The 23791-nt window shown below is 50.6% G+C and carries 19 protein-coding genes; 17 read left to right on the top strand and 2 right to left on the bottom strand.

Features of this window, described 5'->3' with window-relative positions:
- The first annotated feature begins 23 nt into the window (after positions 1 to 23).
- The 7 genes from METBU_RS0109600 to METBU_RS0109575 all read left to right on the top strand — a co-directional run bounded on the left by METBU_RS0109600 (position 24) and on the right by METBU_RS0109575 (position 9895).
- On the top strand, positions 24 to 1487 hold the full coding sequence (locus METBU_RS0109600) for a DUF3375 domain-containing protein (protein WP_017840417.1): 1464 nt from the start codon (positions 24 to 26) through the stop codon (positions 1485 to 1487).
- Positions 1484 to 2260, top strand: coding sequence for a DUF4194 domain-containing protein (locus METBU_RS0109595; RefSeq protein WP_017840416.1), 777 nt, complete (start codon positions 1484 to 1486; stop codon positions 2258 to 2260). The genes METBU_RS0109600 and METBU_RS0109595 overlap by 4 nt, the downstream gene beginning before the upstream one ends.
- Positions 2253 to 5612, top strand: a complete 3360-nt coding sequence (locus METBU_RS0109590) for an ATP-binding protein (RefSeq protein ID WP_017840415.1) — start codon at positions 2253 to 2255, stop codon at positions 5610 to 5612. Before METBU_RS0109595 ends, METBU_RS0109590 begins: the two co-directional genes overlap by 8 nt.
- A 69-nt stretch (positions 5613 to 5681) precedes the next feature.
- Complete coding sequence (locus METBU_RS0109585; RefSeq protein ID WP_040575595.1) at positions 5682 to 6464, top strand: ketopantoate reductase family protein; 783 nt, start codon at positions 5682 to 5684, stop codon at positions 6462 to 6464.
- Positions 6464 to 7645 (top strand): DUF3322 domain-containing protein, encoded by a 1182-nt coding sequence (locus METBU_RS0109580; RefSeq protein WP_017840413.1) that lies wholly within the window; start codon positions 6464 to 6466, stop codon positions 7643 to 7645. Before METBU_RS0109585 ends, METBU_RS0109580 begins: the two co-directional genes overlap by 1 nt.
- The gene (locus tag METBU_RS28050; RefSeq protein WP_175421664.1) at positions 7642 to 7929 is read left to right on the top strand and encodes a hypothetical protein; all 288 of its coding nucleotides are present in this window, start codon (positions 7642 to 7644) and stop codon (positions 7927 to 7929) included. The genes METBU_RS0109580 and METBU_RS28050 overlap by 4 nt, the downstream gene beginning before the upstream one ends.
- A gap of 343 nt (positions 7930 to 8272) precedes the next feature.
- Positions 8273 to 9895 carry a SulP family inorganic anion transporter gene (locus METBU_RS0109575; protein ID WP_017840412.1) on the top strand — a complete coding sequence of 541 codons (1623 nt, stop codon included), beginning with the start codon at positions 8273 to 8275 and terminating at the stop codon, positions 9893 to 9895.
- A 430-nt stretch (positions 9896 to 10325) separates the two neighbouring features.
- Here the strand turns inward: METBU_RS0109575 and METBU_RS0109565 are convergent, their stop codons facing one another.
- On the bottom strand, positions 10326 to 10961 hold the full coding sequence (locus tag METBU_RS0109565; RefSeq protein WP_017840410.1) for a helix-turn-helix transcriptional regulator: 636 nt from the start codon (positions 10959 to 10961) through the stop codon (positions 10326 to 10328).
- Positions 10962 to 11159: 198 nt separating this feature from the next.
- On the opposite strand from METBU_RS0109565, the gene METBU_RS0109560 reads away from it, so the two are divergent.
- The 9 genes from METBU_RS0109560 (at position 11160) to METBU_RS0109515 (ending at position 21840) form a co-directional block, all read left to right on the top strand.
- Positions 11160 to 11543 (top strand): group I truncated hemoglobin, encoded by a 384-nt coding sequence (locus METBU_RS0109560; RefSeq protein WP_017840409.1) that lies wholly within the window; start codon positions 11160 to 11162, stop codon positions 11541 to 11543.
- Positions 11544 to 11561: 18 nt separating this feature from the next.
- A complete protein-coding gene (locus METBU_RS0109555) occupies positions 11562 to 12548 on the top strand; it encodes a 2Fe-2S iron-sulfur cluster-binding protein (protein ID WP_017840408.1) in 987 nt (328 codons plus the stop codon).
- 226 nt (positions 12549 to 12774) lie between these two features.
- Positions 12775 to 13113, top strand: coding sequence for a hypothetical protein (locus METBU_RS0109550; RefSeq protein ID WP_014147647.1), 339 nt, complete (start codon positions 12775 to 12777; stop codon positions 13111 to 13113).
- Positions 13106 to 13702, top strand: a complete 597-nt coding sequence (locus METBU_RS0109545; protein WP_017840407.1) for a c-type cytochrome — start codon at positions 13106 to 13108, stop codon at positions 13700 to 13702. The genes METBU_RS0109550 and METBU_RS0109545 overlap by 8 nt, the downstream gene beginning before the upstream one ends.
- A 2-nt stretch (positions 13703 to 13704) precedes the next feature.
- A complete protein-coding gene (locus METBU_RS0109540; RefSeq protein WP_017840406.1) occupies positions 13705 to 15222 on the top strand; it encodes a cbb3-type cytochrome c oxidase subunit I in 1518 nt (505 codons plus the stop codon).
- 505 nt (positions 15223 to 15727) lie between these two features.
- A complete protein-coding gene (locus tag METBU_RS0109530) occupies positions 15728 to 16318 on the top strand; it encodes a hypothetical protein (protein WP_026130121.1) in 591 nt (196 codons plus the stop codon).
- Between the two features lie 401 nt (positions 16319 to 16719).
- Positions 16720 to 18030, top strand: coding sequence for a TRAFs-binding domain-containing protein (locus tag METBU_RS0109525; RefSeq protein ID WP_017840402.1), 1311 nt, complete (start codon positions 16720 to 16722; stop codon positions 18028 to 18030).
- A 10-nt stretch (positions 18031 to 18040) separates the two neighbouring features.
- Positions 18041 to 20641: a patatin-like phospholipase family protein gene (locus METBU_RS0109520; RefSeq protein WP_017840401.1), complete on the top strand. Its 2601-nt coding sequence runs from the start codon at positions 18041 to 18043 to the stop codon at positions 20639 to 20641.
- 221 nt (positions 20642 to 20862) lie between these two features.
- A complete protein-coding gene (locus tag METBU_RS0109515; protein WP_017840400.1) occupies positions 20863 to 21840 on the top strand; it encodes a hypothetical protein in 978 nt (325 codons plus the stop codon).
- A gap of 2 nt (positions 21841 to 21842) precedes the next feature.
- Here METBU_RS0109515 and METBU_RS0109510 read toward each other — a convergent pair whose 3' ends face one another.
- Complete coding sequence (locus METBU_RS0109510) at positions 21843 to 22967, bottom strand: ISAs1 family transposase (RefSeq protein ID WP_017840399.1); 1125 nt, start codon at positions 22965 to 22967, stop codon at positions 21843 to 21845.
- 85 nt (positions 22968 to 23052) lie between these two features.
- Here METBU_RS0109510 and METBU_RS23855 point away from each other — a divergent pair, with 85 nt between their 5' ends.
- Positions 23053 to 23754, top strand: coding sequence for a hypothetical protein (locus tag METBU_RS23855; protein ID WP_138767100.1), 702 nt, complete (start codon positions 23053 to 23055; stop codon positions 23752 to 23754).
- Positions 23755 to 23791 lie beyond the last annotated feature (37 nt).

Raw genomic sequence — 23791 nt, 5'->3', positions numbered from 1 at the left:
ATTCCGCGCCTTAAAACTGATTCATGAGTTTCCACGAACTAAACGCCCGATTTCGCCGATTGCACAAAGAGCATGCCGCTTGGCGTTTGTTGCGTTCGGACAATGCGCCGTTGATACTCGCCTTCGTCGCCGATTTGTTCGAAGAAGCCGACGAAATCGCATTCGGCCGCGCCAAGATGGCGCTCGATACCGAACTGGAGCATTGGCGCGAACAGGGTATTATTGAAGTCGAGGTCAATGCCGCAACCTATTTGCGGCAATGGATTCAAGCCGGTTGGCTGCGCGAGTTGGACGATCAATTGAGCAAAACCGACGCTTGCGAGGTGGCGTTGCGTTTCTGCCGGCAATTGGATCAGCGTGAGACCAACGCCACCGCGTCGCATTTGCGTATCGTGCAAGATGCGGTACGGGATCTATCGGTCGCGATCAGTCCCGACCCGGCCGAACGCATTCAATTGCTGGAATCGCGCAAGGCCGAAATTCAGCGGGAACTCGACGAATTGGAGGCCGGTATCGTTCATGAATTATCGGATACCGAACAGCGCGAGCGGATTATCGAAATTTATCAATTGGCGGCGGTGTTGACCGGCGATTTTCGCCGTGTCGAAGACGAAATACGGCAAATCGACCAGACCCTGCGCGTGCAAATGATCGAATCCGGCGGCAGCCGAGGCGACGTGATTCTGAATCTGTTAGAACAGGAGCAACTGCTGGCTGCAAGCGATGCAGGCCGGGCTTTCGACGGTTTCTTTCAATTATTGTGCGATCAAAATCGCAGTACCGAATTGCGCGAACAATTGAAAGCGATTTTAAGCCGTCCGGCCGCGAACAATCTCAGCGAGCAACAGGCCCGTTTTCTCGGCAAACTGATGCGCGAATTGAGCCGCGAAAGCGGACGGGTATTCCAAGTGCGGCGCCGTACCGAGGAAAATCTGCGGCAGTTCGTCGAAAGCGGAGCGGCCGGTGAAATGCGCGCCGTGGACCGATTGCTCGGCAAGTTGGAGCGCTTGGCGGTCGGTTTCAAGGAAGCCGATATTTCGATGCGTCACGAAACGAGTCTGAGACTCGACAGCGGCCATGTCAAAATACAATCGCCGGACGCTTGGTGTCTGAAAATGCCCGAGGAACAGCTCGACACGCGCGATGTCCAAGAACACATCAATAACGCCACGCCCAGCGAGACGATGTTGCGTCAATTGCATGCGGTGCAGGTGCTGGCTGTCGCGGAAAAATTGCGCAAAACATTACGGGCCAGCCGAATTCCGCTCAGTATCGCGGGCCTGGTTGCGCGTCAGCCGATTCAGGCCGGCCTGGAAGAATTGATCGCATTTCTCAGGGTTGCGCGCGCTGTCGGCGCGACCGAATTGCAGGGCAGGGAGACAGTGGAAATCAAAGATAGAAACGGGCAGCGTCTCAAAGCGGAAATTCCGCATTATTTGCTCAGTGCCGAGCAATTTCCCGAACAACTTGAGGAGTTGATTTTGTGAGTTTTTTCGATAAACCGCTGGCCGGAAATTCTGCCGAACAGCCCGATCTGTTCGATTTGCTTCGCGGCCGAATCGAGCCGTCCGAGGTTTCAAACGCGCAGCAGACAGATGAATCCCTCGCGCTCGAAGAGCAGTCCGAAGCCGGCGGCGAGACGGAAGCCGATTCCGGCCGATTGCCGTCCGAAGCGCGCCGTGCTTTAGTCGGGTTGCTGCGCCACGGCGTGATCATGGCCGACAATAAACGCCTGCAATTCGAGGCCTTGTGCCGCTACCGCGCGCCAATCGAAGCCCATCTGGCCGATATGTATCTGCGCCTGTTGCTGGATGAGCAAGCGGGACTGGCTATTTTACTTCAACAAGAAGTGGAAGAACTCGACGAGGACGATGAAATCAGTAGTCTGATCGTCAGGCGAACCTTAACTCTGTACGATACCTTATTGCTACTGGTGTTGCGCAAGCATTATCAAGAACGGCAAAACGCCGGCGAGCAGCGCGTCATTATCGATATCGACCGCGTCGATGTCGCGTTGCGGCCGTTTCTGCCGTTGACTAACAGCAGTCGCAGCGACCGGCGGCAGTTGAGCGGGGCGTTGAAAATCATGAAAGACCGGAAAATTTTGGCGGCGGTGCGCGGCGATGAAGAGCGTTTTGAAATCACGCCGGTGATTCGTTATGTCGTCAATGCTGCCTTTCTCGAGCAAATGCTCGAAGAATATCTGAAGCTGGCGACCGGCGCCAGCCTGAGCGAAGAACAGGAGGCTTCCGATGGCTGATGTGCCTAGCGCGCAAGTTCGCGATTTGTTCGCTTGCGGTGCGATCCGGCTGCGAGAATTGTCGGTCTATAACTGGGGCTCGTTTCACGGTTTGCATACGGCCCGTATCGATCCCGGTGGTACCTTGATCACCGGCGACAACGGCGCCGGAAAATCGACTCTGGTGGACGGTTTGATGGCCTTGTTGCTGCCGGCCGGTAAGGCGACGTTTAATGTCGCGGCGGCTCAGGGCGACCGGAGCGACCGAAGTTTGATGAGCTATATTCGCGGCAGTTTCGGCAGCGCTCACGACGGCGGCCGAACTCGGATATTGAGCAAGCGCGAAGGTGCGGTCGTCACCGGACTTCGCGCCTTTTATCAGGCCGACGACGGTTCGCAAATAACGCTCGCGGCCTTGTTTTGGATGTCGCATGCCGGTAATGCCCTAGGCGATCTAAAGCGGGTTTATCTAGTCGCACGCCGTAATGTGACCCTGAAAGAATTGCTCGACGCCTTCGGTGACGGCGATCCGCGCGCGTTGAAACAGTTCTTACGCCAAGATCCTATGATTACCGCTTGCGACGACCGTTTTTCCGAATATCAGGAACGCTACCGGCGCTTGTTGCACATGGATAACCCGAATGCGCCGGCGTTATTGGCGAGGGCTTTGGGCCTGAAGAAAATCGACGATCTGACTTCATTGATCCGCGATCTGGTGCTCGAACCCAGCAATGTGCGCGACGATGCGCGTAAAGCGGTCGACGAATTCGCCGATCTGGTCGGCATTCACAAGCAGTTGCTCGACGCCCGTCAGCAGCGCGATGCCTTGGCGGATTTGCCCGGCGTGACCGAAGACTTGCAGCGCGCCGAACAGGATTTGCAAAAGCTGGATGCCGAATTGGACGGCCTGTCGGCTTGGTTCGGCGAACAATGCGCCGGGCTATGGCGGTTGCGTATCGAGACCATCGCTTCGGCGCTGCAGCAGGCCAAGGATCATCTCGAACGGCTGGAAATTCAAGTGAACGAAGCCGCGGAGCGCTCCGAGCAATGCCATGCCGATTATCTGCAAGCCGGCGGCGAGCGTATCGAATTCATCAAGAAAGACTTACAGGCCGCGGAAGCTAAACTGGCCGAGGTCAATCTCAAGGCCTCGCGCTATCAGCAAGTCGCCGGTACTTTGCAATTGGAGGGCAGTCTCGAAGAAACGGTTTTTCAAGGCAACCAGCGTCAGGCGCAACAGGCCCGAGAATCCATCGCCAACGAAAAAACGCAAGTCCAGAATGATTTCGCCGCGGAGGCCGCCAAACTGAGTAATGCTCAGGAACAACAACGGCACTTGCAGGACGAAATCGGCGAAATCGAGGCACGCCCCGATTCCAATATCGACGCCAAGTTTCAAATCCTGCGCGATGAAATGGCCGAAGCACTCGGCTTGGATCGCGGCAAGCTGATGTTCATCGGCGAATTGCTGGACGTGCGCGAAGACGAGCGCGCTTGGCAGGGTGCGATAGAACGCGCGTTGGGCGGGCTGCGTACGACGCTGGCGGTGCCGGAAAGCGATTTTTCATTGGTCACGCGCTGGTTGAATCAACGTCACACCGGCTTGCATGTGCGCGTGCAAGTCGTTCGAGAGCTCGACCAGGCGCCGGAATTCAAAGCCGACGGTTATTTGCGCAAACTGGTCTGGCGCGATCATCCGTACCGAGACTGGTTGAAACGGCACCTGGCGCGTTTCGATCTGCACTGCGTCGAAAGTACCGAACGGCTCGACCGGACGCCTTTTTCAATGACGCGGCAGGGTTTGATGCATATGGATCGCGGCCGCTTCGAGAAAAAAGATCAGCAGCGCATCGACGACCGCCGCGCCTGGCAATTGGGATTTTCCAACAAAAGCCGCTTGGATCTGTTGCGTCAGGATGTCGAGCGCTTGAAACAAGCAATCATCGAGTTGGGTAAGGCGGTCGGCAAGGCGCGCGAAGCCATGGATTCGGTCGACCGGCGCGACCGGCAATGGGAAGAACTAAGCCAATTTCGTTGGGCCGATATCGATGTGCCGTATTGGCAAAACCGCATCGTGGAGCATAAACACGATATCGAACAATTGGAACGGGCCGGCGGTGACTTAGCCGCCGCGAAGGCGCGCTGGGAAGCGTCGAAAACGGCATTGCATGATTTGCAAAAGCAAAAGGATGGTCAAATCGGACGCGTGAGCGCGATCGGTAAGGACCATGAAAACGCCGAAAAAAACAGACAACAAGCCTTGAAGCTCGCCGAAACCGGCGTTGCCGACGATTTGCGCGCGGCATTGCTGAAAAAAATAGGCGTGCTCAAGGACGCGCAACTGGAGGAAGCCGCGAAAATCGAGGAACGTTATCGTCGCGATATGGAACAGCAACGCGGAGTCGTTCGCGCCCGCAAAGACCGGGCCAGCCGATCGGCGGTCGGCATCATGACCGGTTTTCGCGCGAAATGGGAAATCGTCGCCGCGGATTGGGGCGGGGATCTGGCGAGTCTGCAGGATTATCTGGCGCATTTAGCGCAACTGGAGCAAGAAGGCTTGCCGGCTCTCGTGGAAAAGTTTCGCGAACGGCTGAACCGACACGCGACGCAATCGCTAGCGGGGATACGCACACGAATCGAATCGGAGCGGGAAGACATCGACGAGCGCATCCAAACGATCAATCGGGTGCTGGAGCGGACCGAATTCCGGGCCGGAAGTTATTTGCAATTGGGCATGAAAAACGAGCAATACGAGCATGTGCAGCATTTCAATCGTCTGTTGAGCAAGGTCATGGAGCAATTGACCAGCGACGATCACGAAGCGCGTTTCGCCGGCTTGCAGCAGGTCATCGCCATTCTGGACAAGGCCAGTAATCCGGCTACGGCCAATACGCAGGAAAGTCTGCGTTTGCTCGACCCGCGTCATCAGTTGTCGTTTTATGCCGAGGAAATCGGCGCGGAAGACGGCAAGATTCGCGATGTGTTGATGTCGTCCAGCGGGAAATCCGGCGGGGAAAAAGAATCGTTCGCGGGCACCATCGTCGCGGCGAGTTTGGCCTATGTATTGACGCCGGACGGCAGCGATAGGCCGGTTTACAGCACCGTATTTCTCGACGAAGCCTTTTCGAATACGGCTGAAGCGGTTAGCCGCCGGGTGCTGCGTATCTTCAAGGAACTCCATATTCATGTCAATTTGATCACGCCTTACAAGAACCTAAATTTGGCGCGCGAGTCGGCTCGTTCTTTGTTGATTGCCGAACGCGACGGCGCGGCGCATGAGAGTAGTTTGTGCGAAGTCACTTGGCAAGAGATCGACGAGCGTTTGCGGCAACAGGCCGAAGCATTCGACGTGGTATTGACACCCGAAGCATAGGCGAGATGATTGAGTTGCTAAGGCTGATTGTTTAACATCGCCCATTTGTCCGGCAATTTCGTTATGACTATGAAAGCACCTATTGTATTAATCGGTATCGGAGAGTTAGGCGGCGAATTCGCTCGCGGTTTTTTACGCTGCGGACATCCGGTTTATCCGATTACCCGGCAAACGGCAATCTCTGACGCGGCTGATCATATACCGACACCGTGCCTCGTTTTGATTACGGTGCAAGAAAGCGAGCTGGACGGGATATTGAAGGATCTTCCCGAGTCCTGGCGAGATAGAGTCGGATTCGTGCAAAACGAATTGTTGCCTCGTCATTGGCAACGGCACGGCATCGATAATCCGACCGTTGCGGTAGTCTGGTTTGAAAAGAAACCGGGGATGGCGTTGACCAATATTCTCTATACGCCGGTGTATGGCCCTCGTGCCGATGTCTTGATGCAGGCATTGGAAGCAATCGATATTCCCACGCGCTTGCTGAAAGATGAAGATCAATTGTTATATCAACTTCTGCGTAAATCGCTTTATATCATGACCGTCAATATCTGCGGTTTGTCGTGCGGCGGTACGGTCGGAGATTTGTGGATGTGGCATCGCGAACTCGTCCGGGAAGTTGCTCTGGAAGCAGTCGCTATTCTGGAATGGCTGAGCGGTCGAGCGTTGTCTGCAGAAAAGCTGATTGCCGGCATGATCGAAGGCATCGAGGATTGTCCCGACAGAAATTGCCTCGGCCGTAGCGCTCGATTTCGCTTGGAGCGCGCTCTGCAGTATGCCGGGGGAGCCGGATTGGAGACGCCCAGGCTCAATGAAATTTATCGGCAAGTCAATCAGCAAAAGCGTAAGTAATGAATCGGTGGGGGTTGTTGCCGGATAATGTGCTGGAGCAGTTGCGAACTCGGGAATGGCTGAATACTGAGAACCTTCGCGGTCGATTGAGCGGCGACCGTCCTTTTCCTATCCGTATAGCGCTCAAAGCGCCAACCGGCGCTCAGGCCTTGGCCGATCTGGAGCATTTCCTGCGCTTTATCGAAAGCTGGAAGCGCTGGCCGAATCAGAGTCAAGTGGACTGGCAAATTAAAAAATTCCAGCAACTGGGCGAGCAAACGCTGCCCGTTGCGGTGCAAATCGAGTCGATGTCGGCGTTGATAGCCGTTTTGGGTTCGAAAGCCGAAGTCAGAAAACAGCGATGGGAGCAGTTGATGAGACCGCTGTTGAATCTGGATGCCCGTCTGTCTTCCGTTTTGATCAGGCAATTGTCCGTTCTGGAAAGCATGGCGCCGGATGATAGCGCGCTATTGGCGCAATTGTTGCCGCAGTTACGTCGGGGCATGGGGCAGGGCGCCTATTTGCGCGCTTTGCCGCTGAAGGGCGTCGATACCAAGTTCGTCGAGAATTATCAAGGACTGATCGAAGCCTTGGCGGATCGGCTTCATGAGGGCGAGGTGACTGAACAAGGCGGCTTGTCGAATTGGTTGGCTTGTATCGCCAATCCGAGCGGTTGGCTCCTGGTGCGTCCGCTGTGCCGGCAAAGCCGCGAACGACTGGCGGGTTTGCCGATCATGCAAATGGATACGCGGACGCTGCAAAACCATGTTTTGCCTGCCGGCCGCATTCTGGTCGTCGAAAATAAGCAAAGCGGTTATGCTTTGCCAAAACTGGACGACACCATCGCGGTATTCGGCGGCGGCAGAAATACCGCCTGGATGGATGCCGAGTGGCTCAAGCAGAAAAGTATCGCTTACTGGGGCGATATCGATAGCTGGGGCTTGACGATTTTGAGCGACGCGCGCCGGCGTCAACCGCATTTGCAGGCGCTGATGATGGATGAGGATACTCTGCTCGAGCATCGAAAGCGCATGGTCGAAGAAGAATGCCCTCAAGGCAAGCTGCCGGAATATCTGACCGAAGCAGAGCGGCAATTGTTCGAACGTTTGCAAAGTCGGTATTACGAAAAAACGCGGCTGGAACAAGAGCGCCTGGCGCCGGATTATATTCGGACGTGTTTGCTGGGTTGGCATTATTTATGAGTAAGGATTTTCCGGTTCTTGTGCTCCTCCTTGGAAGCCATACCTCGGCTGAGGCAAGATCGGTATGTATTCCCTCGCACATTGCCATTACATTAAGCCGTTACAGAATAAGTAATGCTGGCTTCAGGCTCGAACGTGCATCAAAAGCCTGCCATTCATGGCGCTGGATTCCGCCATTCCATGGCGGAATGACGGTTTCCCTTAACTTAATGACAGTTATTACCACGCTGGAGCGGTGGGAACGAGAACGCTTACATGATTTTTATAGCGAAATGCTTTTCTAGGTTTATAAGCAGCAATTCCCAATTTGGAGATCAAAAAGGGTGTGGGGTATGCTTGGCGAGGATGTCGGCAGCAGGGCAGATTTTTGCTCCTGCAAAATCTGCATTCACGCCATCCTTGGCGTTCGAGCTGCCGCCAAGCCCCCATGGATGGGTTTACGGCGTTCCTCGACAGGCATACCCCACACCTAAAATCGGCGAAACTGCTCAAACTGGGAATTGCTGGTTTATAAGTCCTTGTGATCTATTTCTTAAATGCTCATTATTAATCAAGTAGGTTTGTGAAGCCCAAGTTGGATTATTTATTGCTTGATTTTTAAGGGTTGATTTTTTGGTACTGGGCTTTATGAAAAATTATTCTTTTGCGATGCTGAAAGGCGATATATTCGGCGGGTTGACGGCCGGTGTCGTAGCATTGCCGTTGGCGCTGGCATTTGGTGTCGCATCCGGTGCTGGTGCATTAGCCGGTCTTTATGGTGCGATTGCGTTAGGTTTGGTTGCCGCCGTTTTCGGCGGTACTCAATTACAGGTGAGTGGACCTACTGGGCCGATGACGGTCGTTTTTGCTTCGGCTCTGACGACTTTCGGAGGGAATTTTCAGTTGGCGTTGGCCGTTGTTTTGATTGGCGGTTTGTTACAAATCTTGTTCGGTTTTATGCGGTTGGGCGGCTTGGTGCGGTTTATTCCTTATCCGGTGATTTCCGGCTTCATGAGCGGCGTCGGCATGATCATCATTATTCTGCAGATGGCGCCGCTTTTAGGCGGTACACCGGATTCCTCGACACTATCGGCCTTGTTTAATTTACCGTCAGTCATTGAATCGATCCGATTCGATTCGATGTTTTTGGGTTCGCTGACATTGGCAATTGTTTTTTTGACGCCGATCAAAATCAGCCGCTTCATTCCCTCACCGTTGTTGGCGCTTTTTATTGGTACCCAACTGGCGGTCTTTGCGGGCCTTGAAACCGCCGTGATCGGCGATATCCCGGCCGGATTGCCTGATTTGCATTTTCCGTCTTTTAGTCTGGAACATTGGTCCTCGGTGTTTATGTTAGGGTTGACGTTGGCTTTGTTGGGCAGTATCGATAGCTTGTTGACTTCATTGGTAACCGATTCGATTACGCACACGCATCATAAGCCCAATCGAGAGTTGATTGCGCAAGGTTTGGGTAACATTTTGTGTGCTTTTATCGGCGGCTTGCCGGGTGCGGGAGCGACGATGCGCACCGTGGTCAATGTCAAGGCCGGCGGGCAAACGAGGCTGAGCTCGGTGATGCATGCTTTATTCCTATTGCTGTTATTGCTTGAACTCTCGCCGCTGGCTAGTCAAATTCCGTTACCGGTGCTTGCCGGTGTTTTGATCAAGGTCGGTTTTAATATCATTGATTACAGAATGTTCAAATTGGCGTCGAGCTCGACCCGTTCGGAATTGATGATCATGTTTTGTGTGTTGCTACTGACCGTGTTAGTAGATTTGGTCATTGGCGTGACGGTCGGCGTGATTTTGGCGATGGGGATGTTGACGTGGCGTTTGGCACAGCAAGCCGACATTAGTTTCGAGACCAATCATGATTATCATTTGACTGAAAAACCAGGGAGGGGCGTTAGAATTATGTCGATCAAGGGTCCGCTGTTTTTCGGTTCGACCAGTCATATGCTGGACCGCATCGAGGCGGTCGACAGCATCATGGATACCGAGGAGGTGATACTCGATTGCCGGCGAGTGGATTTGATGGATCTGAGTGCTATCGTGATGCTAGATGAAGTCGTGCAATATCTGCAAGGCCGCTCGATGCTGGTTAGAGTCTTGGTCAAGCCGGCTCTGCGAGAACAATTGTTAAGTGCAAAGAGTTCGAGTTTTAATGAGCGAATTCTTTTTACGAGTCTACATGATGCGCTGGTGCCGGATGCGCAATTACAAAACCTTCATGAGCTCGATTCTATGGGAATTATGCAAGAAGATTATTGAGAGCGGACCGGACGAGGCTTTTTGCCTTGTCCGGCATTGATTTACCCCCTTTTGATCGAAAAACCGTCTAAGAATAAAAGGTATGGGACGTGTCTATCGAGGACCGCCGTAAACCCATCCATGGGGGGCTTGACGGCATCTCGTACGCCAAGGATGGCGTGTAGTAGGGCACCAACAGTAGGCGCTTTAGGCGATGCAGGGCAGAAAAATGCTCCTGCATTTTCTGCACTAATTACATCCATGTAACTCAGCAGTTGCCGAGGAGCAAAAATCTGCCCTGCTGCCGACATCCTCGCCAAGCATACCCCACACCCTTTTTGATCTCCAAATTGGGAATGGCTGGTATGTTAACTTCGGTTTCAAATTTATTTTCGGTATGTTGCTATTTCTGTTCGTTATCGAAGAAATGTGACTTTCGATTTGAAATACGTCAGCAGGACGGTTCGGATTTGATTAAAAATGTGCAAGAACAATCTCCGCGAGCCATACAGGCGGTTTGTTCGATCGGTCGATCGAGCAGTGTTGAAATCAAGGCATGATCGAAATCGCAAAGGTCCGAAAATTGTTGGGCCAAGTCGTGGTAGACGCAATTGGATGCTTTAATGACGGGCTGACCGGTGTTAGTGTCGAGCGATGCGTGATAGCCCAAGCTTTGCATGGTATTGATTAGAGCCACGATTTTTTCTTCGGGCTTTTTGTCGCTGAATTGAGAAGTCAGTGTATTGGCCAACTTTACGCCGAGCCGCCACATGAACTGTCTAAAAGCTTCTTCAGACATTTCGGATTTAAGTTCCGTCAGGACTAGGTTGCAAAACCAAGAATATTGTTTCGGAAAATAATTGATGCCGTGTTCGGTCAAGACATAATTTCGGGAGGGCCGTCCGCCGGTACTTTTGAATATGTCTTTTTTGATCAACTGTTCTTGTTCAAGGCTGGATAGATGTTGTTGAACCGCATTTCTGGAAATATCTAGCTGCTCGGCAATCTCATCAATACCCAGGCCTAATCGTGATTCGAGCAGCAATCGCAATATTTGCTCGCGTCGCGTACCGATTCCTTTTGTCAAAAAAACCTCCTCCCCTTAGAATAATCGTTATTGCGCCTAGATTTTTTAGGCTTTTCAAACGGCAAGCATATCATAGAAATGCAAATATGTAACTTTTGTAATATAAATATTGCAAAAGCATGGTATCGAGACTAAACTTGCCCTTGAGCCTTTGATGCTCAGCGATAAAAATATAAACATAAACAAAGGAAGATAACGATGAGTGAAGCTACACCTAATCAATCATTATTTGAACAAATCGGTGGAGAAGCGGCTGTTAATACGGCAGTCGATATTTTTTACCGTAAAGTATTAGCGGATCACCGAATCAATCGCTTTTTCGATAATGTCGACATGGAGCAACAGGCGGCGAAACAAAAAGCGTTTTTAACGATGGCATTCGGCGGACCGAATAGTTACACCGGCGCCGATATGCGCAACGCACATGCTAGACTAGTCAAAATGGGGTTGGACGATTCGCATTTCGATGCCGTTATGGAACATTTAGGCGGAACATTGAAAGAGTTGAACGTTCCTGACAACCTAATCGAACAAGTCGCTTCGATTGCAGAAAGTACCCGCAACGATGTTTTAGGCAGATAATTAAGGGAAGTTTTGACGATGGCCCTGAAAAAAATCATATTGGACGAACATGAGACTGCTTGCCAAGAGGGTGAAACGGTTCTTGAAGCCTTATTGCGCGACAATGTCGATATTCCCTTTAGTTGCAAACAAGGCGCCTGCCAAAGCTGCATGGTGCGCAGTTTGGACGTCTCCCCCCCCGCTCACGCGCAAAAGGGCTTGAAAGATGTATTGTGTAAGCAAAACCATTTTTTGGCTTGCTTATGCTATCCCGAACAGGACATGTCGATTACTCTGGGCCATCAACCCGAATACTTTACCGAAGGCACGGTTGTCGCAAAGGAATTGCTCAATCCTGAGACTGTTTTATTGACGATACAGTGCAAGGACGCACTGGATTATTATGCAGGGCAATTTGTCAATTTAAAACGTGCGGACGGTTTGATTCGGAGTTATTCGATCTCCAATAGCCGAAGACATGCCGAAAAACTGTCTTTTCATATTCGCCGGTTGGCGGGCGGAAAGTTCAGCGAATGGGTGCATCAGGAATTGAATGTCGGCGATACGATTTCCGTGTCCGACCCCCAGGGCCTTTGTTATTATTTGCCCGATAAAATGGAACAAAGCCTATTATTGATCGGTACCGGTAGCGGTTTAGCGCCTTTGGCGGGGATAATCCATGAAGCCTTGGAGGAGGGGCATAGCGGTCCTATCCATTTGTATCATGGCAGTCGAGATGTGGATGGACTCTATTGGATCGACGAGATGCGTGAACTCGCTGAAAAATACGAGAACTTTCACTATACTCCTTGCGTATCGAGAGGCGATGCGCCGGAAGGCGTCGCGCACGGCCGCGCTAACGATGTTGCAATGGGAAACATTCCCGACCTGAAAGGCTGGCGCGTCTATTTGTGCGGCCATCCGGACATGGTGAATCAGGCGAAAAGAATGGCCTACTTAAACGGCGCTTCGCTACAAAACATTTATTCCGATGCATTTCATGTCGCATCGCCTACACTGGACTGATACATCCCCTGATTTTCGTAGGGTACGCATCGCGTACCTATTTCGAGGTTTGTTTTTTCTATTACGTTTGTCAATGGTTCGATGCCTCACGTTGAGCCTTAGTACCCGTTCCTAAGCAAAAATAACCGAACCTCTTTCGGTTATTTTTTGGGGTTCCGTCAATCGGCGAGACCATCATTTTCATTCATGCCAGCCGGATTTCGCTGCGCAAATTCTTGAGTCGCTCATGATCGAACCCGTCGCCTTAAAAGATTTTTTCATCACTTTTTTTTCATCCGCTTTGATCATTCTAGCCGGCGCAAGCTATGCGCTGCTCTATGCTTGGTCTAAAGTGAATCCGAATTCCCGAATCAAAATTGCCGCTTATTTTTCTTACGCCGTGCTGGTCGTATCGGTGGGCGTATTGTCGAATGCCGCGAATTTTTCGGGTTACTGGCTGATTGTCACCGCTTTGATGATCATCGGCTATTTTTTTGCACCGATAGGCATCTGGCATCTATGTGTTAAAACGCATCATGATGAAGAGGTCGCTATAACAATAAATAAGAGGAGGAGCGATGAATGAAACACCGCTGTGGGCATCGGAGTCATTCTGGAAAAAAACCGCGATCTGGGTAACGGCCGGATCGTTTTTAATTTTAGTCGTATTAACATTCGATTCACTCAAACAAACTACGGCAGGAACGCAGAGGGTGCCTGCCTATGACGTGATCAATAAAAAAATCGATTATCAATTCGATAAGGAATTGAATAAATTTATGCCGGTCATCGGCGGAGAAGAGCTGTTATTCGGTAAGGAGTACACCGAAGAAGAAGCCAGAGAGTTAGTCGATTTGGGTAAAAAGACCACACAGGCTAAAAATTGCATGAATTGCCATACCTTACTCGGTAACGGCGCCTATTACGCGCCGGATTTGACTAAAGCCTGGTTGGATCAAGGCTGGATCAGTCCTGAGATGCGTGAGGACATGATGCTTCAGTTTTTAATGAACCCGGAAAAGAACGCGCGTACTTTCGGTACAGGACGCAAGATGCCGAATTTGGGCATTACCGAAGCCGAAGCTAAAGGCGTCGTAGCCTTTTTGAAATGGATGTCGAGTATCGACACGAACGGCTTTCCCTATAACTTTAAAACCTTGTACGCGGAGGATTGATCATGAAATCGGGTGGATTAGCGGGTGTGATTGAAAACGCGGGCGTATTGGTTGACCGGTCGCGCGGTTATTGGCAGGATTTTCAGAACTGGGTGCAACTGGATAGTAGTACGCTGAGTCCGGGCAGGCAACTGGCGGTAAAATATTTCATCGTTGCGGTGATTTTGTTTTGTGCGCAAATTCTGTTCGGTCTGTTGGCTGCGCTGCAATTTATCTTTCCGGGCTTTCTTTATGAAATTTTGGATTTCAGTGTCAATCGTATGGTGCATATCAATGCGATGATTGTGTGGATGCTCTACGGCTTTTTCGGTTGTATCTATTGGCTGTTGGAAGATGAAAGCGGTACCGAAATTGTTGGCTTAAAATACGGCAATATTGCGTTCTGGGTGTTGACCGGGGCAGTAACGATTGTCGTATTGGTTTATTTGCTCGTGCAAATCGGGCCGGGCAAGGACTCCAGTCTATGGTTCATCAACGAAGGCCGCGAATATATCGAAGCGCCGCGCTGGGCCGATATCGGCATCGTCGCGGTTGTGTTGACGTTCTTTTACAATGTCGTCGCGACCTTCAGCAAAGGTAAGTGGTCCGGAATCGCAGGTGTGTTGACATTAGACTTGGTCGCATTGGCCGGCTTGTATGTGGCAGGTATGTTCTACATGACCAATATCACGCACGAACAATATTGGTGGTGGTGGGTTATTCATCTTTGGGTCGAAGCGACTTGGGAAGTCTTGGTCGGCGTGATCATGGCCTGGTCGTTGATGAAACTGTTAGGCGTGCGGCGGAAAATCGTCGAAACCTGGCTGTATATCGAAGTGGCGTTGATGTTCGGGTCCGGCATTCTGGGCTTGGGACATCATTATTTTTGGATCGGCACGCCAGAGTATTGGCTCACAATCGGCGGTTTTTTCTCGGCGCTGGAGCCGATACCGTTGGTCGCGATGGTCGTGCATGCGGTTTATGACGCCGGCGCGCATTCGTTCAAAACCGGCAACCATCCGGCGTTGGCTTGGATCATCGCGCAAGCCTTCGGTAACTTCTTCGGAGCGGGCGTTTGGGGCTTCATGCATACGCTGCCGCAGATCAACTTGTACACGCACGGCACGCAATGGTCGGCTTCGCACGGACATTTGGCCTTCTTCGGCGCCTATGCGACGATCAATATCGCATTCTTTTATTTGGCGATACAGCACTGGCGAGGCGATGTCTGGATGGCCGGTGGCATCAAAAACGCCTGGCGCTGGAAATGGGCCTTGGGTCTACTGAATGCCGGTGTACTTGGGATGACGATTGCGTTATTGATTGCCGGTTATGAGCAGTCGTTTATCGAGCGTGCCGTCGAAGGCTCGACTTGGGGCGGCTATTTCGCCGCGCAGTCTCAGCCGGCCTTCCAAAGCGCGATGACGTGGCGTTTGTTTTTCGGATTGATCACGGCAAGCGGGTTAGTCTTGTTGGTTTGGGACTTGCTAACGATCGGCAAAGGCGAGGAGCGTAAGGCTGAAATGCCGCAACAGGCTTAAAAAATAAGTCATTTGCCGCATAAAAAAGGCGCTTTATTCGAAAGAATAAAGCGCCAAGGCCTTAACAAACAATCACAAAGGAGGAGGACACACAACGAAAGCATTTCTGCTTACTTATACTGAAGCACTTCCTATGCCAAATTTTCTAAAATCAAATAAGTTATTGATATTAAATAATAAATTATTTGACTTGGCAGCGCGGTCAATGCGCGATAGTCGGCATCAATACGAAACAATGGCTTTTAATGCCCAAAAGTAACGTTTTATTGAAACAGACTCCCTATTTTGGTGCATGAGTTGGATGAGTTTTATACCCATCGTAGATCAAAATTCGGCACCGGGGTGTCCGCCAAAGGACGCCGTGAATACGTCCATGTAGGCTCTATGCCAGCTCCATGCTGGCAAAGCCTTTGTCGGACACCCCGGCGCCTCCTCGGGCACTGCCGAAATTTGAAGTGCGAAAGGTATATAAAAATGTTATGGCTTGCTTAGCTCCGGAGTATGCATGAATCCATTTCGAAAAAATGAAAGCCGATGGAGGCCGCGTCAGGTTTTGTTGTTCAGCGGACATATGATCGATGCGCCGGATCGGGACAAACCCAGATTTCCAGCCGATAAGGAAGCTGTCGCCGCGAAAAAAATAGCCGATACCCTCGATACACTTGGAGCGGGCCCGGAAGACTTGGCATTAACGCAAGGCGCCTGCGGCGGCGATATTCTGTTTGCCGAAGCCTGCCTGCAACGTGACGTAAGGCTCCATTTTTTGTTGCCATTTGAAGAACCGACATTCATTCAGAGATCGGTGTTGACAGGAGGTGAGTCTTGGCGGGACCGTTACTTCGCGATTAAACCGCACGCAAAAATTAAAACCGCACCGGTCGAATTGGGTCCGCTGCCTGAGGGTGTCAATCCTTATGAACGCTGCAACCTTTGGCTGCTATACTCGGCATTGGCTTACGGCACGGAAAAAGTGCGCTTCATTTGTCTCTGGAACGGAGAGGGCGGAGATGCCCCGGGAGGAACGGCGCATATGTATCATGAAGTGAACGATAAGGCCGGTCAGGTGTATTGGTTGAATACCCGGGAATTGTGGTGAAGTGCTTCACGGATCGTATTGCTTTTACTGACGCTTGGATCAACAATAGACGGGGCGGTATGGAATAAACGGTCGATCATCGTAAACCGAAATATTTCGTAAGGATGTTTACTCCGTTTTGATTGAAAAACTGTGCTAGCCGCACCCCATACCTTCATAAGGATTACGTGATAAATAACGTCCTGGAACTGTAAGCTTTGTTGAGGGTTCGGTAACTCGCTTGACAGGATGCCGTGTACGTCCGTGTAGGCTCTATGCCAGCTCCATGCTGGCATAGCTTTTGCCAGTGCCATGGATGGCGTGAATGTCGATTTTGCAGGAGCAAAAATCGACCTAACACCCCGGCGCCTCCTCTGGCATTGCCGAAATTTGAAGTGCGAAAGGTATATAAAGGGAGGAGTATGAAACAATGTTTTGTCATACAAGGCTACGGTAAGAAAATCGATTACACCAACGGCCGGGAACTTGATCTCGATGCCTCTTACGAAATCATCAGAACGGCGGTCGAGTCGGCGGGGCTGGAATGTGTTCGCGCCGACGAAATCGTTCATTCCGGTACGATCGATGTGCCGATGTACGAACGCCTATTGAATGCCGATCTGGTCATTGCCGACCTGTCCACTTACAACGTCAATGCAGCTTTTGAACTCGGTGTGCGTTATGCTTTGCGACCGCATACGACCATCGTTTTAGCCGAAGAGCAGTTTAAAAGCCCTTTCGATATGTCGCATATCGTAATTCGGCGCTATAAACATTTAGGAGAAGAGGTCGGCTACAAAGAAGCTCGGCGCCTCATGAAAGAGTTACAGGAGGCGATCAAACAAATTATCGGCAACCCCGTAACCGACAGCCCTGTCTATACCTATTTGCCGCAATTGAAGCCTCCGCAATTATCATCGCGACTGTTTAAATCGGTGGCTATACCTTCCGCACCGAAACCGTCCATTACGTTAGCTGGAACTTCGTCGAGCCCGGTCGCGCAAATCGTCGGGGAGGATAATCCCAGCGCCAAGACGATGCTTGACAAGGCAATGGAGCGCATCAAAAACGACGACTTTTCGTCGGCCAGACTTTTGTTGCAAGAAGTTAATAAAATGCGCCCCGACGATTCGTTCGTAGTTCAGCAATTGGCCTTGGCAACTTATAAAAGCAAGCAACCTTCCGTTTTCGAGGCGTTGGATGCGGCCTGCGAGATTCTCAAAGTATTGACCCCGGAAACTTCCAACAATCCTGAGACGCTGGGTTTATGGGGCGCGATACATAAACGCATGTGGGAGGAATGCAGTCGTCCGGAATGCCTGGAAAAGAGCATATCCGCTTATGAACGCGGTTTTTATATTAAACAGGACCATTACAACGGTATCAATCTGGCTTACCTATTGAATCAGCGGGCCGTTCACGCGTTGCAAGACGGTAATCGCGACGAGGCTTTGGCGGACTTTGTGCATGCCAAACGCGTGCGTAAAGATGTCATTCGATACGCGAGCCCGTTAGTCGATAAGTTGGAAGATAAGCATGGTCGTTATTGGGTGATCGCCACGCTCTTTGAAGCGGCGATAGGACTTGGTGACAAACAGGCGGCAGCTAAATGGTACGCCCAGGCCAAAGCCATGGACGTGCCGAATTGGATGCAGAAAACCCGCGAAACTCAAGCGATAAAATTGAAAGATTTGCTCACGCAATATGTAGAGTTGACCAACAATAACAATTAGAGGTGGGATGATGAATTCAGTCGAAACGGCGGACAAAATTTTATCGGGAAGCGAATTTCCTGATTTAACCGGCTTAAAAGAACTGATCGGAGAACTGAAAGGCGAGTTGGAATTCGGTAAAGCGCGTAGGGTGTTGGAAAAGGCTCGTGACCTTTATCCGGAAGACATTTGGGTCGTTCAACAATTGGCCTTATGCACCTATAAGGACGAAGAACGCTATCCCAAGCATCGCTTCGAAGAAGCATTGACATTGCTGGAATCTATCGGTCTGCGCGACTCCAAAAAACGGGACGCTGAAACCTTATCGTTGGGTGGAGCGGTGTATAAAAGACTCTGGGAATTCTGCGGACAAATAGACCATCTTTATGAAAGTCTGTCGTTTTATCGGGCAGCTTTTGAAACCGATCCGGAACGGGATTTGGGTTATGCTGCGAATAACGCGGCATACATCTTGGATTTACTCGCGGCGCGCGCCGAAAGCCTGGAGCACCGAAACGACATAAAGACCAAGGAAGCGCAAAAATTCCGAAAAGAGGCATCGGGTCTGCGCGAAAAGATTTTGGAGAATTTGTCGGCTCGGCAAAACGATCCCGACCTGTCCAAAAATTATTGGTTTTCGGCCACGATCGGCGAGGCGAATTTCGGTTTGGGAAATTATGCCGAAGCGGGCCAATGGTTGGCCAAGGCGCGTGCGACAAAACCGAAAGAATGGGAGATTCAATCCACGTTCAGACAGTGGGTGAGTTTGGCGAAAATTCGAGGTCTCGATGTGCCCGCGGAAACGGAAAAACCTGATGTTTGGCATGAAGCTTGGCAAGCATTGCGCCAACTGCTGGGGGACGAAACGGCCAATGCGTTGATGTGTTATCGCGGCAAAGTCGGGCTGGCTTTGTCGGGCGGGGGATTCCGCGCATCGTTCTTCCATTTGGGGGTATTGGCCAGACTGGCAGAGGCCGATGCGCTTCGCGGTGTCGATGTATTGTCCACCGTTTCGGGCGGTAGTATTTTGGGTGCTCATTATTATCTGGAAGTGCAGAAGCTACTTGAAGATTCGACGAAGAAACTCAATCGCGATGATTATTTGGATATCATCGAAAAGCTGCAAAAGGATTTTTTACGGGGCGTACAAAGCAACATCCGTATGCGCGCTTTCGACGATTTTATCGATAATGTCAGGATGTTGTTTTCCAAGCGTTATACGCGCAGTCATAAATTGGGCGAGCTTTACGAAAGTAAATTGTATTCTCAAGTGGACGATGGTAAAACCGATCTGCCGCGCAAAATGCCGGATTTGTTGGTGGAACCCGCACAAGGCAGGTTCAAGGGCAAGGAATTCAGGCCTAATTTCCATAACTGGCGACGGCGGGCTAAGGTGCCGATTTTGATGCTGAATACCACCTCGCTGAACTCCGGCCATAATTGGTTCTTTACCGCCAGTTGGATGGGCGAACCGCCAGGGTTGATCGATATCGACAGCAATGATCGCTATCGTCGGCTGTATTATTGGCAAGCGCCGGAAGAAAGCCTGAAAAATTTCCGATTGGGTCATGCAGCGGCGGCATCCTCTTGTGTGCCCGGTTTGTTCGAACCGCTCGTATTGGAGGGTTTGTATCCGGAGCGTGCCGTCAAATTGATCGATGGCGGCGTCTTCGATAATCAAGGCATCCAGGGCTTGATAGCGGAAGGATGCACGTTGATTTTATGCAGTGACGCCAGCGGGCATTTGAACGATTCGTATGATCCGGCCGACGATCCGGGCGGCGTGGTATTGCGGACAGTGTCGGTGTTGCAGGACAGAATTCGCGAAGCCCAGTATCAAGATTTACAGGCACGTCTGGATAGCAAGGCGTTGGAGGGCTTGTTTTTTGTACATACCCGAAAAGATTTGGCGACGCAACCTTTGGATTGGATAGGCTGCGACAATCCCAGTAAGCAAGCTAGTGAAGAGCAGCTGACGTCTTACGGTATCGCCAAGGATCTGCAGGATAAAATTGCCGCACTACGCACCGATCTTGATTCGTTTACCGAAGTGGAAGCGTATTCGCTGATGGCAAGCGGCTATTTGATGGCGGAGCGGCAAATGAAGGATTTGGATCAGAGGCACAAGGCGGAGGGGAATCCAGGTACCTGGGGCGATTTCGACATACATGCAGCACCCCAAAGAAATTGGGAATTCTTGAAATTGAAAGACATTCTGGCCGAAAAGCCAGGGCAACAGGCGACAGTGCAAAGAAAGGACCTTGATTTGCAATTGAAAGTCGGCAACGGCTTGTTTTTCAAGGCCTGGCATCTGATGCCCGCTTTGAAAATCGCTGCGTTTGCCGCCATCGGCTTGATGCTGTGGATGTTGTACAAATTGGTGGTTTCGCAATGGCACAGCATCGTATTTTCAATGTCGGTGGGCGGATTGGTGCTTGCTCTGGTGGGCCTCGTGGCGGCTTTATTTTTACCGGCGATGAAGTGGTTGAATCCTAAAGAAGAGGTTCGCAGCATCGTCATCAAGGTCGCGATTGCGTTGACCGGCTACCTCATGGCCAAGCTGCATTTGCTGCTTTTCGATCGTTTGTTTTTGGAACGAGGCCGACTGGCGCGATTGCTAAGTTTGAAATAAACAAACCGTGTGCAATACAGGCCGGCAATGCGAAATTAAGGACCGAAGATATACCCATCGCAGATCAAAGTTCGGCACCAGGGTGTCCGTCAAAGGACGCCGTGAATACATCCCTCTAGGCTCTATGCCAGCTCCATGCTGGCAATGCCTTTGCCGCACACCCTGGCGCCTCCTCAGGCACTGCCGAAATTTGAAGTGCGAAAGGTATAAAGTGAGGTCTTATGAATTTACTGGACGGGCAGCTTTTTTTTGCATTAATTGCCGCACTGATATTGTCTTGGTTTGCGGGCCTGCTTATTGCTCGGCGTTATCGCAATAAAGTACTCGAGCTGATGATGGTTGGTGATGCACCCGATGACTCGGTTGCTAAGGATTTGGTCGTAAATAACTTTCCTATTTCACGGCGTCCTGTCAAGCGAGTTACCGAACCCTCAGCAAAGCTCATAGCTCCCGGACGTTATTTATCAAGAAACTCTAAGGCCGATTCAACGTTTTTGGCCGATAGTGAGGGTGACCGGTTTTCGGTCGAAGGTGTCGATTTGTTTCGGCAGAATTCCCATGCACTTTGGCGGTTACGCATCGCATTTACGCTGGTTTCGGCTATCGTTGCAATAATTGTTGCCGTTAGCGCACAGGTAGCTTATGTGGAAGAGGCCTATAGTTGGCGCCGGACGACGATTCTGACTTTGGTTTATGCGTGGCCGTTAGTGCCGGGAATAGGATTGTTGGAGCGTTGGTCGCGATGGAGAATTCTGATCGTATCTGTGTCTTATATGTTATTGGCCGGCATGGTGGTTATTGTAAGCTCTTACGACAGACAGATTTCGATCGAGATGATGTTTTGGTTATTCGGTCAGCAGGTGCCGCTATTAGTCTTTGTGTTTTTTATGACCGGTCCGAAATTACGCGCCGTCGGACCTTATTTGTTGGTCGTGTTTTTTTTATTGGCCGCCTCATCGCTGACCTGCTTAAGTGTTCTCGAACAAGCGCTGGGGGACGAACCGGATTCTTGGGTAATGGATTGGGTTTCGGCAACGAATGCTTATTTCGTTTTTATCTTGTTCAGTGTTGCACCATGGCTGTTGGCTTATTATCCGGTTCGTCTACTGGCGAGAAGCGTTGCTACGGCTTATCGCAAAAAACTATTTTCGGAACCCTTATACCTGTTCTCCGGTTTATGGGCAGGGCAAACGCATTAAAATTACTTTCCTAACAGCAATTTAGCGCGGTAGCGATCGTTCCAGGCGGCTTTGAGTCTTTTCTTTTTCATGCTGAGTTTAGATTCCTCTTGCTGGAACAGATTGACACAGATATGCCGGATGGTGGTCATAATCGCAGCGGCATTACCTTTTCGAATTCGGTTGTCATCTTCTCGAAAGACCACGTCTAAGCGCCAGTGCAATTGGTTTTCAATACCCCAGTGATGGCGCACAGCCCGCGCAAATAGCTGCGCATCGGCTTTAATGCTGTTAATGAAACAACGCTGCTCGATTGTTACTTTATCGCCGATGTGGCATTCGCGCTCCACGAAGCCAATGCTGCGTAATTCTTTCCAGAGCTCCGTTTTCGGGAGCGTACAAAGCTCCTCGGTAATCCAATAACGGCGGATTTCTAAACGCCCATGGTCGTTGTCGATTTCTTCGTGATAAGCGTATTCGACGTGGTTAAAATTCGCTTGCTTGGCCGTGTTGAAAAAATCCTCGACGGCTTCATGCAATTCGCCTTGATTGCCTTTCAGGCCCAAACAGTAATCACCGCCTTGATCGACGATTTGCTCAGCAATCGTGCGCTGGCAGCCCATGGCATCAATGGTCACAATACAACCTTTAAGTTCTAGCAAAGCCAATAGCTTCGGGATTGCGGTAATTTCATTCGACTTTTCTTCGGTCGCTTCTTGGCCGAGCACTAATCCATTCGCACAACCCCAGGCGCTGACCATGTGCAACGGATTTTGGCCGCGTTTGCGGTCATGCGAACGGCGTGCGGTTTTGCCATCTATCGCAATCACTTCATCGGGTATCACTTCGCGAATGGCGTTCACCCAATCTATAAAGCAACGTTGAAATTCTTTCGGTGACAATCGAGAAATGACATACGCCAAGCAATCATGCGATGGAATGCCATTCTTTAACGGTACAAACTGCCTTAACCAATCTAATTTATTATGGCCAAACTCTTCAATGGCTTCCCATCCCTCAGCACCGCTTAACGAGGCGCAAACAGTGAGTACAATGATATCCATCAACTGATGAAGTTTCTTACGTTCAATTCGGGGATCAGTCACGTTGGAAAAGTGCTTAATTAAACTGCAGTCCGTTGGTAACATACGCAAAATTCCGATACGATACCTCTAAACTCTATGTTTTAACAGTATTTTTAATGCGTTTGCCCTGGGTTTATGGGCTATTGCCTTGCTTTTTCATGCGATGGTGCTTAGTCATTCGCTCGGTTTTCAGGCGTATTTAGTCTTATTTGCCTGGGTTATTATTCCTCTGTCGTTTGTTGTGTTGACCCCAGTGTTGCGGCAACGTCATCAAGCGCCGACATTGTTGCTATTGCGCGTGTTTCGGTCGGATGACCGTATTGAAACGTTATTCGATCAAGTCGTCGAGCGGTGGCGTTATTCCGGCAATACCTTGTTGATAGCAGGCAAGGATTTATCATTGCGCACGCTTGAGCCTGACGAATTGTTTACGTTTTTGAGCGGACATATACAAGACCGTTTCATCAGCAGCGAGGCGCGATTGCAACAAGCTTTGCAGGATTTGGATTTGTTACCTGACTTGGATGGGCGGTTTCGTGTCAACGATTTTTTTTGCTTCGACGGTACTTGGCAGAGGGTATTGTCCGTGTTGGCGCATCGAGCGAATTGTGTTTTGATGGATTTAAGGGGTTATTGTTCGGAACGGCGAGGTTGCAGTTATGAACTTAGTGTACTCGCCGCTATGCCGCATTTACGCAAGCTGATCATTTTGTTCGATAAACAGACGGATAGAGAAACGGCCGAGCATTTACTGAAAAGCAGTCTTACAAAAATTGATTGGATAGACAGCGATGCGAAGAGCGACTTTGAGTTCTCGCAGAAAATTTTGAAACCTCTATTGACAGCGTGAATTGGTACGCATGCTAACGATGATGAGTTCATTTCTT

It is taken from the genome of Methylotuvimicrobium buryatense 5G, assembly GCF_000341735.1.
In the GTDB taxonomy this organism is placed as follows: Bacteria; Pseudomonadota; Gammaproteobacteria; order Methylococcales; family Methylomonadaceae; genus Methylotuvimicrobium; species Methylotuvimicrobium buryatense.
This window is presented reverse-complemented; position numbering and strand designations above follow the sequence as displayed.

Excerpts from the sequence above, each read along its gene's own strand:
- METBU_RS0109600 (WP_017840417.1), top strand. The coding sequence starts at position 24 with ATGAGTTTCCACGAACTAAACGCCCGATTTCGCCGATTGCACAAAGAG.
- METBU_RS0109590 (WP_017840415.1), top strand. The coding sequence starts at position 2,253 with ATGGCTGATGTGCCTAGCGCGCAAGTTCGCGATTTGTTCGCTTGCGGT.
- METBU_RS0109585 (WP_040575595.1), top strand. The coding sequence starts at position 5,682 with ATGAAAGCACCTATTGTATTAATCGGTATCGGAGAGTTAGGCGGCGAA.
- METBU_RS0109580 (WP_017840413.1), top strand. The coding sequence starts at position 6,464 with ATGAATCGGTGGGGGTTGTTGCCGGATAATGTGCTGGAGCAGTTGCGA.
- METBU_RS28050 (WP_175421664.1), top strand. The coding sequence starts at position 7,642 with ATGAGTAAGGATTTTCCGGTTCTTGTGCTCCTCCTTGGAAGCCATACC.
- METBU_RS0109575 (WP_017840412.1), top strand. The coding sequence starts at position 8,273 with ATGAAAAATTATTCTTTTGCGATGCTGAAAGGCGATATATTCGGCGGG.
- METBU_RS0109560 (WP_017840409.1), top strand. The coding sequence starts at position 11,160 with ATGAGTGAAGCTACACCTAATCAATCATTATTTGAACAAATCGGTGGA.
- METBU_RS0109555 (WP_017840408.1), top strand. The coding sequence starts at position 11,562 with ATGGCCCTGAAAAAAATCATATTGGACGAACATGAGACTGCTTGCCAA.
- METBU_RS0109550 (WP_014147647.1), top strand. The coding sequence starts at position 12,775 with ATGATCGAACCCGTCGCCTTAAAAGATTTTTTCATCACTTTTTTTTCA.
- METBU_RS0109545 (WP_017840407.1), top strand. The coding sequence starts at position 13,106 with ATGAATGAAACACCGCTGTGGGCATCGGAGTCATTCTGGAAAAAAACC.
- METBU_RS0109540 (WP_017840406.1), top strand. The coding sequence starts at position 13,705 with ATGAAATCGGGTGGATTAGCGGGTGTGATTGAAAACGCGGGCGTATTG.
- METBU_RS0109530 (WP_026130121.1), top strand. The coding sequence starts at position 15,728 with ATGAATCCATTTCGAAAAAATGAAAGCCGATGGAGGCCGCGTCAGGTT.
- METBU_RS0109525 (WP_017840402.1), top strand. The coding sequence starts at position 16,720 with ATGAAACAATGTTTTGTCATACAAGGCTACGGTAAGAAAATCGATTAC.
- METBU_RS0109520 (WP_017840401.1), top strand. The coding sequence starts at position 18,041 with ATGAATTCAGTCGAAACGGCGGACAAAATTTTATCGGGAAGCGAATTT.
- METBU_RS0109515 (WP_017840400.1), top strand. The coding sequence starts at position 20,863 with ATGAATTTACTGGACGGGCAGCTTTTTTTTGCATTAATTGCCGCACTG.
- METBU_RS0109510 (WP_017840399.1), bottom strand. The coding sequence starts at position 22,967 with ATGTTACCAACGGACTGCAGTTTAATTAAGCACTTTTCCAACGTGACT.